17 protein-coding genes are annotated in these 16,672 nt (G+C 66.4%); 12 read left to right on the top strand and 5 right to left on the bottom strand.

The annotated features are described in order from the left end of the window. Window positions 1-87 precede the first annotated feature (87 nt). Together ABD301_RS19655 and purB are read left to right on the top strand one after the other, a co-directional pair. Window positions 88-1,110 carry a tetratricopeptide repeat protein gene (locus ABD301_RS19655; protein WP_344311698.1) on the top strand — a complete coding sequence of 341 codons (1,023 nt, stop codon included), beginning with the start codon at window positions 88-90 and terminating at the stop codon, window positions 1,108-1,110. A gap of 51 nt (window positions 1,111-1,161) precedes the next feature. Continuing rightward, complete coding sequence (purB, locus tag ABD301_RS19660; RefSeq protein ID WP_425551963.1) at window positions 1,162-2,592, top strand: adenylosuccinate lyase; 1,431 nt, start codon at window positions 1,162-1,164, stop codon at window positions 2,590-2,592. Between the two features lie 39 nt (window positions 2,593-2,631). On the opposite strand, the gene ABD301_RS19665 is transcribed toward purB, so the two are convergent. Then, the gene (locus tag ABD301_RS19665; RefSeq protein WP_163572947.1) at window positions 2,632-3,369 is read right to left on the bottom strand and encodes a DUF6585 family protein; all 738 of its coding nucleotides are present in this window, start codon (window positions 3,367-3,369) and stop codon (window positions 2,632-2,634) included. Window positions 3,370-3,504: 135 nt separating this feature from the next. Here ABD301_RS19665 and ABD301_RS19670 point away from each other — a divergent pair, with 135 nt between their 5' ends. Beyond that, complete coding sequence (locus ABD301_RS19670; protein WP_344311700.1) at window positions 3,505-4,629, top strand: adenosine deaminase; 1,125 nt, start codon at window positions 3,505-3,507, stop codon at window positions 4,627-4,629. A 53-nt stretch (window positions 4,630-4,682) separates the two neighbouring features. Here the strand turns inward: ABD301_RS19670 and ABD301_RS19675 are convergent, their stop codons facing one another. Beyond that, window positions 4,683-4,862, bottom strand: coding sequence for a PspC domain-containing protein (locus ABD301_RS19675; RefSeq protein ID WP_163570307.1), 180 nt, complete (start codon window positions 4,860-4,862; stop codon window positions 4,683-4,685). 204 nt (window positions 4,863-5,066) lie between these two features. Here ABD301_RS19675 and ABD301_RS19680 point away from each other — a divergent pair, with 204 nt between their 5' ends. Next, a complete protein-coding gene (locus ABD301_RS19680) occupies window positions 5,067-5,834 on the top strand; it encodes a sugar isomerase domain-containing protein (protein WP_344311701.1) in 768 nt (255 codons plus the stop codon). Window positions 5,835-5,851: 17 nt separating this feature from the next. Then, the gene (locus ABD301_RS19685; RefSeq protein WP_344311703.1) at window positions 5,852-6,793 is read left to right on the top strand and encodes an N-acetylglucosamine kinase; all 942 of its coding nucleotides are present in this window, start codon (window positions 5,852-5,854) and stop codon (window positions 6,791-6,793) included. Window positions 6,794-6,824: 31 nt separating this feature from the next. Here ABD301_RS19685 and ABD301_RS19690 read toward each other — a convergent pair whose 3' ends face one another. Further along, the gene (locus tag ABD301_RS19690) at window positions 6,825-7,715 is read right to left on the bottom strand and encodes an RpnC/YadD family protein (protein WP_163570313.1); all 891 of its coding nucleotides are present in this window, start codon (window positions 7,713-7,715) and stop codon (window positions 6,825-6,827) included. 107 nt (window positions 7,716-7,822) lie between these two features. On the opposite strand from ABD301_RS19690, the gene ABD301_RS19695 reads away from it, so the two are divergent. Together ABD301_RS19695 and ABD301_RS19700 are read left to right on the top strand one after the other, a co-directional pair. Beyond that, the gene (locus tag ABD301_RS19695) at window positions 7,823-8,437 is read left to right on the top strand and encodes a TetR/AcrR family transcriptional regulator (protein ID WP_344311705.1); all 615 of its coding nucleotides are present in this window, start codon (window positions 7,823-7,825) and stop codon (window positions 8,435-8,437) included. Beyond that, complete coding sequence (locus tag ABD301_RS19700; protein WP_344311706.1) at window positions 8,434-8,871, top strand: DUF6069 family protein; 438 nt, start codon at window positions 8,434-8,436, stop codon at window positions 8,869-8,871. The genes ABD301_RS19695 and ABD301_RS19700 overlap by 4 nt, the downstream gene beginning before the upstream one ends. 2 nt (window positions 8,872-8,873) lie before the next feature. On the opposite strand, the gene ABD301_RS19705 is transcribed toward ABD301_RS19700, so the two are convergent. Beyond that, window positions 8,874-9,926, bottom strand: a complete 1,053-nt coding sequence (locus ABD301_RS19705; protein WP_344311707.1) for a hypothetical protein — start codon at window positions 9,924-9,926, stop codon at window positions 8,874-8,876. A gap of 135 nt (window positions 9,927-10,061) precedes the next feature. On the opposite strand from ABD301_RS19705, the gene deoC reads away from it, so the two are divergent. The 5 genes from deoC to ABD301_RS19730 all read left to right on the top strand — a co-directional run bounded on the left by deoC (window position 10,062) and on the right by ABD301_RS19730 (window position 15,321). Then, window positions 10,062-11,030 (top strand): deoxyribose-phosphate aldolase, encoded by a 969-nt coding sequence (deoC, locus tag ABD301_RS19710; protein ID WP_344311708.1) that lies wholly within the window; start codon window positions 10,062-10,064, stop codon window positions 11,028-11,030. A gap of 5 nt (window positions 11,031-11,035) precedes the next feature. Next, window positions 11,036-12,469 carry an aldehyde dehydrogenase family protein gene (locus tag ABD301_RS19715; RefSeq protein ID WP_344311709.1) on the top strand — a complete coding sequence of 478 codons (1,434 nt, stop codon included), beginning with the start codon at window positions 11,036-11,038 and terminating at the stop codon, window positions 12,467-12,469. Next, on the top strand, window positions 12,462-13,328 hold the full coding sequence (locus ABD301_RS19720) for an aldehyde dehydrogenase family protein (RefSeq protein ID WP_163570316.1): 867 nt from the start codon (window positions 12,462-12,464) through the stop codon (window positions 13,326-13,328). The genes ABD301_RS19715 and ABD301_RS19720 overlap by 8 nt, the downstream gene beginning before the upstream one ends. Before the next feature lie 67 nt (window positions 13,329-13,395). Beyond that, a complete protein-coding gene (locus ABD301_RS19725; RefSeq protein WP_163570318.1) occupies window positions 13,396-14,406 on the top strand; it encodes an NAD-dependent epimerase/dehydratase family protein in 1,011 nt (336 codons plus the stop codon). Window positions 14,407-14,445: 39 nt separating this feature from the next. Continuing rightward, window positions 14,446-15,321: a tetratricopeptide repeat protein gene (locus ABD301_RS19730; protein WP_163570320.1), complete on the top strand. Its 876-nt coding sequence runs from the start codon at window positions 14,446-14,448 to the stop codon at window positions 15,319-15,321. 13 nt (window positions 15,322-15,334) lie between these two features. On the opposite strand, the gene ABD301_RS19735 is transcribed toward ABD301_RS19730, so the two are convergent. Continuing rightward, on the bottom strand, window positions 15,335-16,648 hold the full coding sequence (locus ABD301_RS19735) for a lanthionine synthetase C family protein (RefSeq protein WP_344311711.1): 1,314 nt from the start codon (window positions 16,646-16,648) through the stop codon (window positions 15,335-15,337). Window positions 16,649-16,672 lie beyond the last annotated feature (24 nt).

The following is a 16,672-nucleotide window of genomic DNA, read 5'->3' on the forward strand; positions in this document are numbered from 1 at the left end:
CCGAACGGGTAAGCCGCTCAGGTGTGATGAAATTGTTGACGCAACTGAGACGAAAGAGCCACCACAGGGAGACTTGAGAGGGAGCCGGTGGAGCAGACCCAGGCCCGACAGGCCTATCGCGACGCACGCGTGGAGCTCGAGGTCTTCCTGCCTACGGTGCGGGTTCGGTCGTTCGCGGAGTCGGCCCGACAGATCGCGTCCGGTCGGCGTTTTGAGGGCGATCAGTGGGACGCGTGTGCCCAGTTGGACCGGGCGGTGCTGCGATACCAGCGCGTCCTGACCCCGCTGGATCCGATGTTCGTACGGCTGCGCGCCCAACAGGTGCTGGCATCTTTCGCCGCGCACCGGTTTGGCCGGGTGGAGCACCTCGCCGGGCCGTGGATCCGGGCCGCGGCCGAGATTTCGTGTCCGGCGGAGGCCGAGGTTTTGCGGCAATGCCAGGAGTTCGGGCGTACGGCCGGGGCCAGCGGACAGCGTCGCGCGCAGGCCGCTGAGGCCAAGTTCGCTGACCTCGCGGTGATATCCGGGCCGCGGTTGCTCGAAATGGTGGCCGCGGTGAACAAACTCAGCGGCCGGTTGCGAAAGGCCGGCCGGTGGGCGGACGCGGTAGCGCTGCGGCTCCGGTTCATCGCCCGGATGGTCGAGGAATGTGGCGCTGACGAGCCAAAAGTCGCAGAGCTGCGGATCAACCTGGCGCTCGACCAGATGGCCGAGGGTGAGACGGCCGCGGCCGTGCCACTGTTCGAGCAGGCCACCGCGGCCGAAGCCGACGTGCTGTCGGATGAGTTCGTGTACCGGACGCGGCTCGGTTATGCGTTCATCTGCGAACACCAGTCGCACGAAGCCGAACGTATTCTGACAGTGGCGGCCGGTCGGCTGCGCGATCACCGGGCCAGCGCTGACCCGGCGACGTTGTGGCGCGTCGAGGAGACGGAGATGGAAGTCGAGGACCTGCTGGCCAGATGCCTGTGGCAGCAGGGCAAGGTGCCGGACGCGCGCAAACATTTCGAGCAGGCGTACCACTTCCGCACCAACGCGACCGCCAAGATCGACGAACCGGTGGCCAGCACCTTCAACGCCTGGATCTTCAGCCTGGAGCGGTTCGGCTGAGGCGGCTGGCGGCCTGGGAACGCCGGCCACCCCGGCCCGTACGATGGGATGGTGAGCAAGCCGGTGATTCCCAACGTTCTCGCAGGTCGGTATGCCAGTGCCGAGATGGCCAGGCTGTGGTCCGCCGAGCACAAGATCGTGCTCGAGCGGCAGCTGTGGCTGGCGGTGTTGCGGGCGCAGGCGGACTTGGGCGTGCCGGTGCCGGACGGTGCCATTGAGGCGTACGAGCGGGTGATCGACCAGGTGGATCTGGTGTCGATCGCGGCCCGTGAGCGGGTCACCCGGCACGACGTCAAGGCCCGGATCGAGGAGTTCAACGCGCTCGCCGGGCACCAGCAGGTGCACAAGGGAATGACCAGTCGCGATCTCACCGAGAACGTCGAGCAGCTGCAGATCGTCAGCGCGCTGCGGTTGGTACGCGGCCGGATGCTGGCGGCGCTGGCCCGGCAGGCGGAGCTCGCCACCACGTACACGGACATCGCCCTCACCGGTCGCAGCCACAATGTGCCGGCGCAGGCAACCACGCTCGGCAAACGCTTCGCGACCGCGGGGCAGGAGCTTTTGCTGGCGCTGCGCCGAGTCGACGAGCTGATCGCGCGCTATCCGTTGCGGGGCATCAAAGGTCCGGTGGGTACGAGCGCGGACATGCTGCAGCTGCTCGGCTCGCCGGCCGCGGTGGACGAGCTGGAGGCGGCCGTCGCCCGGCACCTTGGTTTCCAGGACTCGCTGGTCAGCGTCGGGCAGGTCTACCCACGGTCGCTGGACCTGGACGTAGTGAGCGCACTCGTGCAGGCTGCCGCCGGGCCGGCGTCGCTGGCCACCACCATCCGGCTGATGGCTGGGAACGAGCTGGTCACCGAGGGTTTCAAGGCCGGACAGGTGGGTTCCTCGGCGATGCCGCACAAGATGAACAGCCGGTCGTCCGAGCGGATCACTGGTTTCGCGAACATCCTGCGCGGCTACCTGACCATGGTCGGCGCGCTCGCCGGCGACCAGTGGAACGAGGGCGACGTTTCCTGTTCGGTCGTACGCAGAGTCGCGCTGCCAGACGCATTTTTCGCGTTGGACGGCCTTTTCGAGACACTGTTGACCGTGCTGGCCGAATTCGGCGCTTTCCCCGCGGTGATCGATCGCGAAGTGCGGCGGTATCTGCCCTTCCTTGCCACCACGAAACTGTTGGTCGCCGCGGTGGGCGCCGGCGTCGGCCGAGAGACCGCGCACGAGGTCATCAAGGAGCACGCGGTGGCGACCGCGCTGGCCATGCGGGAGGTCGGTGACACCGACGGCTCGGCCTTGCTGGACCGGCTGGCTACCGATCCGCGGCTCGGGCTGACTGCCGCCCAGGTCCGCGACGCAGTTGGCGAGCCGCTTTCCTTCACCGGCCTCGCGCAGCGTCAGGTGGCCACTTTCGCTGACCTGGTGGCGAAGCTGGTGGCCGCCGACCCAGCAGCGGCGGCCTACCAACCCGGCGACATTCTTTAGGGCGCGTCTCCTCATCCACCTGGAATGAGGAGACCCGCCCTAGCCGCGTACGCCCAGAAAACGGTCGGCGAGGTGGAGGAACAAATAGAGGTTCGGGATTTTCTTGGCCGGCGTGCCACCGGCGGCCATCCACTTGCCGGCCCGCTTGATCGAGACGTAGCCCTCCCGTACGTTCACGGCCTCCACCTCGGGCCACGGGACGATGCCCTTGCGGATGGCGATTCCCGGCCGGCCGATGCTGACGTCGCCGAACTGTACGTTTTCGCCACGGGACAGTTTCGCTTCCACCGCGGGCAGATGGGTCCGGGCGACCTGGTCGCAGACCAGCCGGCCAAGCCGCGCGATGTCGTCATAGAAATGGGTGAGCTTGGTCTGCACGTCGTCGTCGCGAATGATCGTGTAGACGTAGGTGGTGCCAGTTTTGATGCCGTTGGAATAATTCACGGTGATTTCCTGGTAAACAGAGGAAATCCGGTCCCAACGATAGGTCGACTCAGGGCCTGCGTGATTGACGGTCATGAATCCGTGGTCGAACACGTACACCCGCTTAGCGGCCTGTCTGGGGTTCAACGAGCTCTGGAAAGCCAGCCAGAGAAAGTAAAAGCCGACGAGAATGACCAGTGAAGCGAGTCCCATCACTATCATCGCTATGACGGCTACGGTGCGCCGCTTGGGGTGAAAAGTCGCGATGTGCCGGCCAAGACTTTCCTGATGCGCGCGGGTCAGAACGTCGTTCGGTGGTCTTTCCAGCGTATTCGCCATTGGCTGCGCGGTCACAATGCCCCGTTTCGTGGTGATGGGATTTGGCCGCTGAGGCGGGCCGGTCGTGACACTATCCGATGAGTGGTGCGCACATCACGCTTTCGCCAGGGTCGGTCATCGTACGTCTGGCGGGTTCGGTAGCGTATTGCAATGACAACGACGTCTCCCCGGCAGCCATCCCGGCCGACTGCTGACGAAATCCGTACGGCCCCCAAGGTGCTGCTGCACGACCACCTCGATGGTGGGCTGCGGCCGGCCACGGTCGCTGAGCTTGCTTCCGAACACGGCTACAAGGACCTGCCCACCGAGGACGTCGGTGCGCTCAAGAGCTGGTTCCGGGACGCCGCCGACTCCGGTTCGCTGGTCCGCTATCTGGACACCTTCACCCATACCGTCGGTGTGCTGCAGACGCCAGACGCACTCGCCCGGGTGGCGTCCGAATGCGTCGAGGATCTGGCCGCAGACGGTGTCGTCTACGCCGAGGTGCGCTTCGCGCCCGAGCTGCACGTCGAGCGCGGACTCGCGTTGACCGAGGTCATCGAGGCGGTGCTGGCCGGTTTCGCGGACGGCACGGCGCGCGCGGCGGCGGCCGGCCGGCAGATCCGGATGGGTGCGCTGCTGACCGCGATGCGGCACGCGGCCCGGTCGCTGGAAATCGCCCAGCTGGCGATCGCGTACCGAGACAGTGGCGTGGTGGGTTTCGACATCGCCGGTGCTGAGGCCGGTTTCCCGCCCACTCGGCACCTGGACGCGTTCCAGCACATCCAGCGCGAGAACGGGCACTTCACCATCCACGCCGGCGAGGCGTTTGGGCTGCCCAGCATCTGGGAGGCGTTGCAGTGGTGTGGCGCGGACCGGCTCGGCCACGGCGTACGCATCGTCGACGACATCACCCCCGGGGCCGCCGGTGGCGCCAGCGGTGCCCGGCTGGGCCGGTTGGCCGCGTACGTACGAGACAAGCGCATCCCGCTGGAGATGGCGCCGTCCTCGAACCTGCAGACGGGCGCGGTGGCGTCGATTGCCGAGCACCCGATCGGGTTGCTCCGCGAGCTCTATTTCCGGGTGACGGTGAACACGGACAACCGGCTGATGAGCGACACCTCGATGACCAGGGAAATGGCCCTGCTGGTGGACGCTTTTCACTACGGCTGGCGGGATCTGCAGTGGTTCACGGTCAATGCGATGAAGAGCGCCTTTATCCCGTTCGACGAACGGCTGGCCATCATCAACGACGTGATCAAGCCGGGCTACGCGAAGCTGATGAGCGACGCGTAAAAGGGTGACAGCTGACCACTGCTGAGTGGGTGTGATCAGCTGTCACCCGGCTTTTATTCGCTCGGAATGACAATCCAGAGCACGATGTAGACCAGAAACTGTGGCCCAGGTAGCAGGCAAGAAAGCACGAACAGGAACCGCACCAGGTTGGCGGAGAGTCCGAACCGCTCCGCGAGACCCGAACAGACACCGCCGATCCAGCGTCGATCTCGTGGTCTACGCAGCGATGACATGTGACTTTCCTTCGTCTCGGCGGTGTTTTCCTTTGTTGATTCCAAGCTAGCTCGCCGAATCGGCAATGCCGTCGCCCGCGTGGATGATTCCGACCGGATCCGGTCTTAGGGGTTTTCACTGAGGACGATCGGGTACGGCCAGGCCTGGGTAGAGTTTTCTCCGGCGCACAGTGGGCCAGCAACAGACATCAGGGAGTGTGGCGCGTGACCGAACAACCACTCGGCCTCAACGGCCGGACCTTTGCCGAGGAGGCGGTCCGGCGGATCGGGGAGTTGGCTCGTACACAGGCCGAGGCCATCTCGGCGGCGGCCGATGTCGTGGTGGCGGTCTCCCGCGCGGACGGCGTGCTGCACGCTTTCGGCACCGGCCACTCGGAGGCCTGCGCGATGGAGATCGCCGGCCGGGCCGGTGGCCTGGTGGGTACGAACAAGGTGTCGCTGCGGGATGTGGTGTTCATCGGTGGGATGGATCCGACCGGCGTGGACCCGCTGCTGGAGCGTGACCCGGCCACTGGCCGGCAGCTGTTTGGGCTGGTCAAGACCGCCCCCGGCGATGCTTTCGTGGTGATCTCCAACTCCGGCGGCAACGGGTCCGTCGTCGAGTTCGCGCTCGCGGTGAAGGAAGCCGGCCTGCCGCTGGTCGCGATCACCTCGGTGGCGCACTCCAGCGCGATCCAGTCCCGGCATCCGAGCGGCAAGCGGCTGTTTGAGATCGCGGACATCGTGATCGACAACCTCGCCCCGTACGGGGACGCGATCCTCGACCTGCCCGGCGGTGGCAAGGCCTGCGGGATCTCCTCCGTCACCTCGGCGACCGCCGCGCAGATGGTCGTCGCCGAAGCGCTGGCCCGGCTGGTCGCGGACGGCGGCACCCCACCGGTCTACTTGTCCGCGAACATCCCGGACGCGGACGAGCACAACCAGAAGCTGGAAGACCACTACGCCGGCCGCATCCACCGCGGGCCCTTCTAGCGAACCCAGGACACTAAGTGGACGAGACCGTTATCGGCGTCGACGTCGGCGGCAGCAACACTCGCGCGATGCTTGCCACCCTGGACGGCGAGGTCCGCGCGGTAGCCGGCGCTGGCGCCGGCAACCCCGTCAGCGTCGGTGCGGCCGAGGCCGCGCGCAACGTTCTGGACGCATGTTTTGGCGTACTTGAGAACGAGCCGGCCGCGGCCGTACGCGCCGTCGCGATGGGCTGCGCCGGGGGCAGTGCGTCGTCCGAGTTCGGCCGGCTGGTGCTCGGCGGGCTGGCTGACGCCGGCGTACGCGGCCCGGTGGAGCTGCGGCCCGATCTGGAGGCCGCGTTCAGCAGCGGCACCGCCGAGCCGGACGGCTACGGTCTGATCGCCGGCACCGGCGCGACCGGTGGCCAGGTGAAGGGCAACCGTCTTCTCCGGTGCGTCGGCGGTGCGGGTTGGCTGCTCGGCGACGAGGGTGGCGGTTTCTGGCTCGGCCGCGAAGCCGTACGGGCCGCCGTCGCCGATACCGACGGGAGTGGGCCTACGACGAAGCTGACCGACCAGATCATCGGCGTACTGGACTGCACCCGAGAGCGCGACCCGCTCCTCAACGCGGTCTACGAGCGGCCACCGATCTGGCTCGCCAGCCTCGCCCCGATAGTGACCGCCGCTGCCGTCTGCGGCGACCCAGTGTCACTGTCTATTGTGGACAACGCTGCGCGAGCTTTGGCTTTACTGCTGGAATCCTTGCACCCGGAAACCGGTCAGCCGGTGGTCCTGATCGGTGGGGTGGTCTCCGCCGGGTCGCCGGTGGCGGACCGATTGGCCGTACGATTGGCCGCGGCTGGACTGGTCAGCACGTTGGTGCAGAGCGGCGCTCCGGGAGCCACCTGGCTCGCGCTGCTGGAAGCGCGGCCGGACGCCGGCGCGGACGTACACGCGCGGTTGGTGGCACCTCGTACGTGAGAAAGCGGCGCCCGGGTGGGCGCCGCTTCTCTCAGGTGAGATGTCTGAGGTCGTCGAGGGTTTTGGCGTGGTGGATGGCGTTGACGGTGGTGACGAGGTCGTGTTGGGCCAGTTGGCGAGCGATGTCGTCGAGGGCGGGTTCGTCGATGGCGGGGTCGGTGCTGAAGTTCATCCGGAGCAACCCGGAAATGGTGCTGAACCGTTCCTCGTACCTGCCCTCGACTTTGCCCTCGACCTTGCCCTCGACTTTGCCCTTCTTGGCGCCTTCGGCGAGGAGTCCGCGGACGAAGCTGGACTCGTGCATGTCGATCGGCATTCCTGACTCCTTCCAGATCCTGTCCACTGTGGCGCTTGACAAGTGTAGCCCGGCGAACACCCTGGCCATGTCGGCAAGCTTGCCCTGGTCCGGGTCGCGGCATTCCCGAATTAATGCCAATGACTTCCGTAGCAATTCCCTTCGCTCGGCCTTGGTCGCCGCCTTCGCCAGCACGGCAAAGGGCATAGTGGTGGGCCGGGCGAGCAGTTCGGCCGCGTCCATCTCTCGTAATATGTGGCACTTATAGACGAGCGTCACGCCGTCCTGGCGCCAGATTTCCGGTGGGCTTCCGCCGCGCAGGATCACCACGTGCTGCTCCACCCGCCGGCCCGGATATTTGTCGAGCAGCCGGGCGAGGTAGATCAACATCGACAGCCCCAGGTTGGGCGGTGACGTGGTATGGAACTCGATATGCGCAAGGCGCCCTGGACCGACCTCGAGCAGGTAGTCGACCCGTTTCGGGTACGCCTCGAGGTCCTCGCCCAGGATCCGGACCGGCCCGGTGGTGGCGGTGCCGAGCCAGCGGCACAGCTCCGCCCGGTGGCCTGGGCTCAGCAGTTTGGCGGCGTTGTCGAAGACCGGACCTGGTCGGGTGTTGGTGGCCATTCGTGGTTCTCCCTCCGTTGGTGATGACGCTAGGGAGGGGGACTGACAGAAAACGCGAGGAGGTGATCGGTTGACGGAGTGAGTCCTCACTCCGTACGATGGGACCCATGGCAGAAACACAGATGGCAGGCCCGCCGGCTCGCAAGAGGGCTCCGGGCATGACGACGGAAGAGCGCCGGGAGATGATCGTACGAGCCGCGTTGCCCTTGGTCTGCGAGTTCGGCGCGGCGGTCACCACCGCGAAGATCGCCCGCGCTGCCGGCATCGGCGAGGCCACGGTTTTCCGTGCCTTCGTGGATAAAGACGAGCTGCTGGCGGCCTGCGTGGCGGAGGCCGTACGGGCCGACCACGTGTTCGCCGAGGTGGCGGCCATCCCGCTGGACCAGCCGCTGGCGGCCCGGCTGGTCCAGGCGGTGGACGCGATGCGGGCGCACCTGACCAGAGTCGCCAGTGTGGTCGGGGCGCTGCAAACTTCCGGCCACCGCGAAACACGTCGAGGGGCGCCGGGAGGCCGACAGGAGATGCTCAGCCGGTCGCGTGACCTGCTGGCCGACCTGATGGAGCCGGAGCGGGACAGCTTGCGGTTGCCGGTACGGCAGTCCGCCGCGCTGTTCCTCTCGGTGGTATTCGCGATGGCGCGGCCAGCCGACGGTTTTGCGCCGACCACTGCGGAGACCGTGGATTTCTTTCTTTATGGTGCATTGGCGAGGGGAGAAGAATGAAAGGCATGAGACTCGGCGCGGTCGGTCTCGCGGTGATTGCGCCCGTCGCGGTTTGGCTGCTCGCTACCGCGGTTTTCGGCGCCCGGCTAGTGGTTCCTGGGCAGTCCGGCGGGCCGCCGCTGGACATCGGTTGGCCGGCGGTCGTCGCGATTGCCCTGGTGGCTGGTCTGCTGGGCTGGGGGCTGCTCGCCGGGTTGGAAAAACTCACCAGGCGGGCTCGTACGATCTGGACGATCACCGCGGTCGTGGTGCTGGCACTGTCATTCGGGTTGCTGATCGGTCCTGGAATCGCGGCGAGTACGCGTACCTGGCTGGGTCTGATGCACCTGGCCGCCGGTGGCGTGCTGATTTTCCTGCTGCCCAGCCGAAAAACAAAACGGGCGCAGTCTCCTGGACAACAATCGGCCAAGGAAGACGGCGCCCGCTCCGGTTGAACTCAGTCGTGCCACTTCACGGCGGCGTCGACCTTGCCGATGAGGCTGCGCCAGGCGATCGCGGCCCGCTCCGGGCTGATCTTGCGGACTTTGCGGCGGGCGATGAAACCGCTGGCCCGCAATGCGTCGTCAAGGTCGTCGAGCGGGGTGTCCGGGGCCAGCGCGGACAGCACGTCGTCGAGCTGGCACGCGAACGCGATGTCGCGGGTCACCTCGCCGGCACCGATCAGCAGGTCCTGGTCCCACACGTCGTGGCCGCCGCGCAGGTTCTGGACGACGAGATCCAGCTCGTACTCGTCCTCTCCCAGCGGTTGTACGTCCTCGGCCTTGATCGTCTCGACCAGCGCGGCCCAGGAGTCCAGGTCCTTGAGGTCGTGCTCCGCGTCGCCCTTGACGTAGTCAACGAGCCCCTCGGCGGACTTGAAGAGCTGCAACTTGCCTTTGTGGGCAAGGAAAACAGCTTCTTCGAGTTCGTCGCCCTCATCGTCGGTGACGACCCGGTAGTGCCGCAGGGTGAAGCCGGTGCCGGACGGCAGCACGATCTCGACGGGGTCAATGTTGGCGGCCGCCCAGAGCGCTTCGGTCTCCTCGCTGCGCTCGACCGGCTCGTCGTCGTCCTCAGCTGAGTCGTCGGAGTCGTCCGAGTCTTCGGAGTCCGAGTCGTCGTCCTTGGCAGCGGCGCCCTCGTCGTCGTCGGACTTTTCGTCGTCCGAGTCCTCCTTGGCGGAGTCCTCATCGGAGTCGTCGTGAACGTCCGCGTCGTCGGCCTCGGCCTTGTCTGGCGAGTCAGCCTCGTCCGTGTCAGCTTCTTCCGTGCTGTCCGCGTCGACGCTGTCCGCAGCGGCCACGTCGTCGTCGGTGGCGTCCGCCTTGCTGTCGCCGTCGGTGGCGTCCGCGTCGTCAGTGGAGTCCGCGCTGGTCTCTGCGGCGTCAGAAACCTGGGAGTTGGCTTCGGACTCGATCTCGGCGACGTTCTCCGTCGTCGTGACCGCGGAGGCCTTCACCTCGCTGGGGGCGTCCTCATCGGCCTTCCCCCGCTTCTTCCAGAAAGCCACTGCCCCTCCGATGGGTGGACGACACTCGATGCGCCGAGCGTATCGGGACCGTTCCGCGTGGGTCGGAGGCGGGTACGGGGACGGCCCAGACCAAGCACCCCGAACCCCGGCCGTCGGACAACTAGACTCGCCGGCATGACCACTGTTACTGGTGAACGTCCCTCGGGCCGCGACACGCTTGCCGACGTGTCCGCCTCGGGAGCGTCGCTACGGCGCTTCCTGCACGGCCTGCCAGGCGTCGACCAGGTCGGGGCCGAGCAGCGGGCGGCCATGTTGGCCAGCAGGTCCATAAAGACCGATTCCAAACGGCAGGCCATTGACCTCGCCATCGGGATGATCGACCTGACCACGCTGGAGGGCATGGACACCGCCGGCAAGGTGCGCTCGCTATGCGCCAAGGCGCGCCATCCGGACCCGACCGACCCGACGTGTCCGCAGGTGGCCGCTATCTGCGTCTACCCGGACATGGTGCCGCTGGTGGTGGCCGAGCTGAAGGGCACCGGCATCCACACCGCGAGCGTCGCGAGCGGGTTCCCCTCCGGTCGTACGTCCCTGGACATCAAGCTCGAGGACACCAGGAACGCGGTGGCGGCGGGCGCCGACGAGGTCGACATGGTGATTGACCGCGGCGCGTTCCTGTCCGGCGACTATCTGTTGGTGTACGAGCAGATCGCGGCGATCAAGGCGGCCGCCGGGAAGGCGCATCTGAAGGTCATCCTGGAGACCGGCGAGCTGGTTACGTACGACAACGTGCGGCGCGCCTCCTGGCTGGCGATGCTGGCCGGCGGCGACTTCATCAAGACCTCGACCGGCAAGGTGGCGCCGGCCGCGACGTTGCCGGTGACGATGGTGATGCTGGAAGCGGTACGTGACTTCCGGGTCGCCACCGGCCGCCAGGTGGGCGTGAAGCCGGCCGGCGGCATTCGTACGTCCAAGGACGCGATCCGCTATCTGGTGACGGTGAACGAGACCGCGGGCCCGGACTGGCTTGACCCGGACTGGTTCCGGTTCGGCGCGTCCAGCCTGCTCAATGACCTGCTGCTGCAACGACAGCGGATGGCGACCGGGCACTACTCCGGTCCCGACTATGTGACGGTGGACTGATTTCCATGCGATTCGAGTACGCACCGGCGCCGGAGTCGACGGCGATCGTCGACATCAAGCCGTCGTACGGTCTCTTTATCAATGGTGAGTTCGTTTCCGGCAAGGACGGCGCCGCTTTCAAGACGGTCAACCCGGCCACCGAGGAGGTGCTGGCCGAGATCACCGAGGCCGAACCGTCCGATGTGGATGCCGCCGTCAAGGCGGCCCGGACCGCCTACGACAAGGTCTGGTCCAAGTTAAAGCCCGCCGAACGCGGGAAATACCTGTTCCGGATAGCCCGGATCATCGCCGAGCGCGCCCGCGAGCTGGCGGTGTTGGAGTCGATCGACAACGGCAAACCGATCCGCGAATCGCGGGACGTGGATATCCCGCTGGTTTCCGCGCATTTCTTCTATTACGCGGGCTGGGCGGACAAGTTGGCGTACGCCGGTTTCGGTCCCGCCCCCCAACCGCTGGGCGTCGCCGCGCAGGTGATTCCGTGGAATTTCCCGTTGTTGATGCTGGCGTGGAAAATCGCGCCGGCGCTGGCGTGCGGAAACACGGTTGTCCTGAAACCAGCCGAAACCACCCCGTTGACGGCGTTGGCTTTCGCGGAGATCTGCCAGCAGGCCGACCTCCCGCCGGGCGTCGTGAACATCGTGACCGGCGCGGGCGACACCGGCCGTACGCTGGTGGAGCACCCCGGCGTCAACAAGGTCGCTTTCACCGGCTCAACCGACGTGGGCAAGGCGATCGCCCGCTCGGTCGCTGGTACGGCCAAGAAAGTCACGTTGGAGCTGGGCGGCAAGGCCGCCAACATCGTCTTCGACGACGCACCGATCGACCAGGCGGTCGAAGGCATCGTCAACGGCATTTTCTTCAACCAGGGCCATGTTTGCTGTGCTGGCTCGCGGTTGTTGATCCAGGAAAGTGTGTACGACGAGGTGCTCGACTCGCTTAAGCGACGCCTCATGACGCTGCGCGTCGGCGATCCGTTGGACAAGAACACCGATGTCGGAGCCATCAACTCGGCCGCCCAGCTGGAAAAGATCCGTGAGCTGTCGCAGATCGGCGAGAACGAGGGCGCGCATCGGTGGTCGCCGCCGTGCGAGCTGCCGGACCGCGGCTTCTGGTTCGCGCCCACCCTTTTCACCGAGGTCACGCAGGCGCATCGCATCGCCCGCGAGGAGATTTTCGGGCCGGTGCTGTCCGTCCTGAGTTTCCGTACGCCCGGCGAGGCGGTCGAGAAGGCGAACAACACGCCGTACGGGCTGTCCGCCGGGGTCTGGACGGAGAAGGGCAGCCTGATCCTGTCGATGGCGAACAAGCTGCGTGCCGGAGTGGTGTGGGCGAACACGTTCAACAAGTTCGATCCGACCTCACCTTTTGGTGGATACAAGGAATCCGGTTACGGCCGCGAGGGTGGCCGGCACGGTCTGGAGGCCTACCTCAATGTCTGACCGACTGGCCGTACGCAAGACGTACAAACTCTATGTGGGAGGAAAATTCCCACGCAGCGAGTCCGGGCGGAGCTACGTCGTGACTGACCACAAAGGACGGTTCGCCGGCAACGCCGCGCTGGGCTCCCGCAAGGACGCCCGCGACGCGGTGCTGGCCGCTCGCAAAGCCGTCGCCGGCTGGTCCGGCGCGACGGCGTACAACCGCGGCCAGGTGCTTTACCGGGTCGCCGAAATAGCCGAAGGCCGGCGCGCCCAATTTGTCGAGGACGTCGTTACGGCCGAGGGCGTTTCACGGTCGAAGGCCGAGTCCACTGTGGACGCGGCGATCGACCGCTGGGTCTGGTACGCCGGCTGGACCGACAAGATTGGTCAGATCGTTGGCGGCGCGAACCCGGTCGCCGGCCCGTTTTTCAACCTGTCCACGCCGGAACCGACCGGAGTGGTCGGGATTCTCGCTCCGCAGTCGTCGTCTTTGCTCGGTTTGGTCAGCGTTCTCGCGCCGGCGATCGCCACCGGAAACACGGTCGTGCTGGTGGCCAGCGAATCACGGCCGCTGCCGGCGATCACGCTGGCCGAGGTGTTGGCGACCTCGGACGTGCCGGGTGGAGTGGTCAACATCCTCACTGGCCGTACGGCCGAAATCGCCCCCTGGTTGGCCTCGCATGCCGACGTCAACGCGCTCGACCTGACCGGCGTTGCGGAGGAACTGGCGGTGTCGCTGGAAGTTTCCGCGGCGGACACCCTCAAGCGGGTCTGGCGTCGGACCGCGGCCGAACCGGATTGGACCGAAGAGCCTGGCATCGACCGCCTCACCACCTACCTGGAAACCAAAACGGTTTGGCACCCGATCGGCGTTTAGCGTAAGTCTCCTGCGCTAGGAGCGAACTGCCTTGCTGCTGCTGGGAACGTCCGCTTCAGTAGTTGGCATGGACGTTTTGGTGTTGGGTGGCACGGCCTGGGTAGGACGCGAGACGGCACGGGAGGCGATGGGTCGCGGGCATAACGTGACGTGCCTCGCGCGCGGCGAAAGCGGTGAGGTGGCCAGCGGTGCGACGCTGATTCGCGCGGATCGTAACGAAAAGGGAGCGTACGACGCGGTCGCCGGTCGCGACTGGGACGCGGTGGTCGAGGTTTCCTGGCAGCCCGGAATGGTTCGTGGTGCGCTGCGGGCACTCGGCGAGCGTACCCGGCACTGGACGTATGTGTCGTCCGGGAATGTGTACGCTTCGCAGGCTGTCCGAGGTGCCGATGAGAGTGCCGAATTACTCCCACCGACCGAGCTGGAAGAGGTCGACAGGTCGCTTTACGGCGAGGCGAAAGCGGCCTGCGAAAAGGCGGTTCGCGAAGCGGTGGGGGACAAGGCGCTGATCGCGCGCGCCGGCTTGATCGGCGGTCCCGGAGACCACAGTGGACGGACTGGCTACTGGGTGGCTCGCAGCGCTCGCGAGCCGCTGAATCCCTTGCTTGTCCCCGATATCGCACCCAACCCGACGCAGGTGGTCGACGTACGGGACCTCGTCAGCTGGCTGGTTGACTGCGCCGAACGCGGCACGGTCGGCGCGTACGACACCGTCGGGCCAGCCCTGACCTTTGCTGAATGGCTGGCGCTGTCCCGAAAGATCGGCGGCCACACCGGCGAGGTGGTGACCGCGCCGGAGAAATGGTTGAGCGACCAGGGTGTTGCCGAATTCATGGGGCCAGAATCCTTGCCAATGTGGATTAACGAGGACGGGTGGGAGGGTTTTCAGGATCGGGCCGGCGGTGCCGCGGTGACGGCGGGACTGCGGCACCGAACCCGCGAGGAACTCCTGCGCGATCTGCTCGCCTGGGAGCGGTCCGAGGGCTTGGACCGAGAGCGTCGTGCGGGCCTGTCCGCGGCCCGGGAGCGGCAGTTGCTGGCCGCTCTGTCGGGTGCGGGTAGGCTGTCGGCCGGGTGATAGTGTTCGGGCCGCTGCCGGCCTGATGAGAGACGTGTGATGAGTGGTACGCAGAACGACGGCTCAGCCGCGGATGCCGAACTTGATCTGGTCGACGCCGGAAACGCGGCGTACGACGAGGGCGATTTCGACACCGCCGAGCGATTCTTCCGGCGGGCGATCGACGCCGGCGATCTGACCATGCATCTCAACCTCGGCAATACTTTCGCCGAACGTTATGAGACCACCGAAGACCCGGCGGATCTGGCCAAGGCGGCGGAGTCGTACCGGATCGCCCTGGACGCCGGCGAGACCGACGCGTGGCGCAATCTTGGCATGGTGTTGGACAAAATGGGCCGCACCGATGCGGCGATCGAGGCGATGCGCTCGGCGATCGCCGCCGGTGACCAGGACGCCCTGCTGTTGCTCGGTTACATTTTTGAGGAGCAGGACGACGCGGCCAGCGCCGAAAAGGCTTACCGGGACGCGGTTGCCGGCGGCTGTGAATTCGCCGATGCCGCGCTCGGCTCTTTTCTGCTGAACGAAGACCGGATGGACGAGGCAGAGTCGGTGCTGCGCCCGATCGCGGGGAACCAACCCGATGCGCGGGCGGATTTGGGCACCCTGCTCATCCGGACGGACCGGCTGGCCGAGGCGGAACAGGTTTTGCGGGCCGGTTTCGGGGCCGGCGAAGTGGAGTCGATGATTCCGCTCGCGAATCTTTACCACGAGGATCTCGACGATCTCGACCAGGCTGAAGAAGTGTTGCGGACGGCGGTTTCGCTGGGCGAGCTGAACGCGATCAACAACCTCGCGGTGGTGCTGTGGGATCAGGGCCGCGAGGCCGAGGCGATCGAGCAGTGGACGCTGGCGGCGGACGGCGGCGACGAATTAGCTGTTTCCGCGCTGGAAGAAATCCACGCCGGCACGGACTAACCGGCTGAGGTCCTCAGGTGAGCAGGAGTTGCCGGTCCCAGGTTGGTGGTTGGTCGGCGGCGGCGGAGAGCAGGGTGAGCGCCACGCCGGACGCACCGTCCAGGAAGCCCGGCCGATCCGAGTATTTTCCGCCCTCCGCCAGCGATGAGAAGCCGTACGGCAGGGCCGGGTCGTACATTCGCAGCAAATACTCGGTCAGCTCGGCGGAAAAATCGGCGAAGCGCGGGTCGCCGGTCTGATGGCCGAAGCGCAGGACAATTTGCAGCAACCCGCTGACTCCGTGGCACAGCCCGGGAGAGTCGCCCATCGCCCGGTCCCGCCATGGTCGCTGGCGCACCGCCATCATCGCCTCGACGGCGATTTCCCGCAGCGAATCGTCGTCCACCGCGTTTCCGGCCAGCCACAGTGATCGGGCCACGCCCGGGCTGCCGTAACACCAGGCATTGTGAGTGGGGTGCCCTTTCGGGTACGAGCCAGCTGCATCTATTGGTCCAACGCCCATGGGCCAGTTGGGCCCCCAACGGTCGTCGCTGCGCCGGTTGGCGATCCAGTGCCCGAGCCGGCTGATCGCCTCGACCTGACCGGGCACCAGAACACCTTCGCTGGCTGCCAGGGAAAGGAGCGCGAGCGGGCCTGGAATGCCATGCGCGAGGCCACAGTTGAACGTACCGTTCGGATACAGCTCGCCAATGGGGGTGTTGGGAAACATCTCCTGCGCAGGGGTGAACCAGTTCGGAACACCGTCGCGTTCCCCGGAAATCGCGACGAACGCGGTCAGAGTGTCCTTCAGTGCATTCTTCGCGAGCGTGTTTTCCTTGACTTGCAAAAGATACGTAGCGGCTCCAGCCAACCCGCTGATGACGTCGTATGTGTGAAATGCCAGCCCGTACGGCTTTTCGAGCATCTTTTGGGCGCGGACGGCCACGGTCTGCGAGATGTGGTCGTCGAGAACGGCCACCAGCCGCTGGTATCGCTGGCCGTCGCGGCTGAGCGACCGAGCCGCGTACGCCACGCTGCTGAGGCCACCGAACGGGCCGGGTGCGGAAATGGCGGCCCGTTCGACCTGCTGCTTGGCGATGACCAGGCTTTCGTGCGCGCGGTCCGCCCAGCCGCCTTCCAGCCGGTCCATTTCGCCGTGCAGGACGGCCACTCCGGTGACGGTGTCGACTTCCTCCAGGTGCAGCACGAGCGGTTGTTTTTCCAGCTCGGTAAGGACGTTCGCGGGCACCAGCCGACGGGCGACCTCGGTGGCCGTGTGTATGGCCCGGTCGGCGAGAGCGCCGGAGACCGCCGGCGCCCACTCCCTGACCACCCCTGCCTCGGTCATTCTCTTCCTTCTCCAGCGGGATTT

Origin of the sequence: Fodinicola feengrottensis, assembly GCF_039530045.1 — a bacterium.
Lineage (GTDB): Bacteria > Actinomycetota > Actinomycetes > Mycobacteriales > HKI-0501 > Fodinicola > Fodinicola feengrottensis.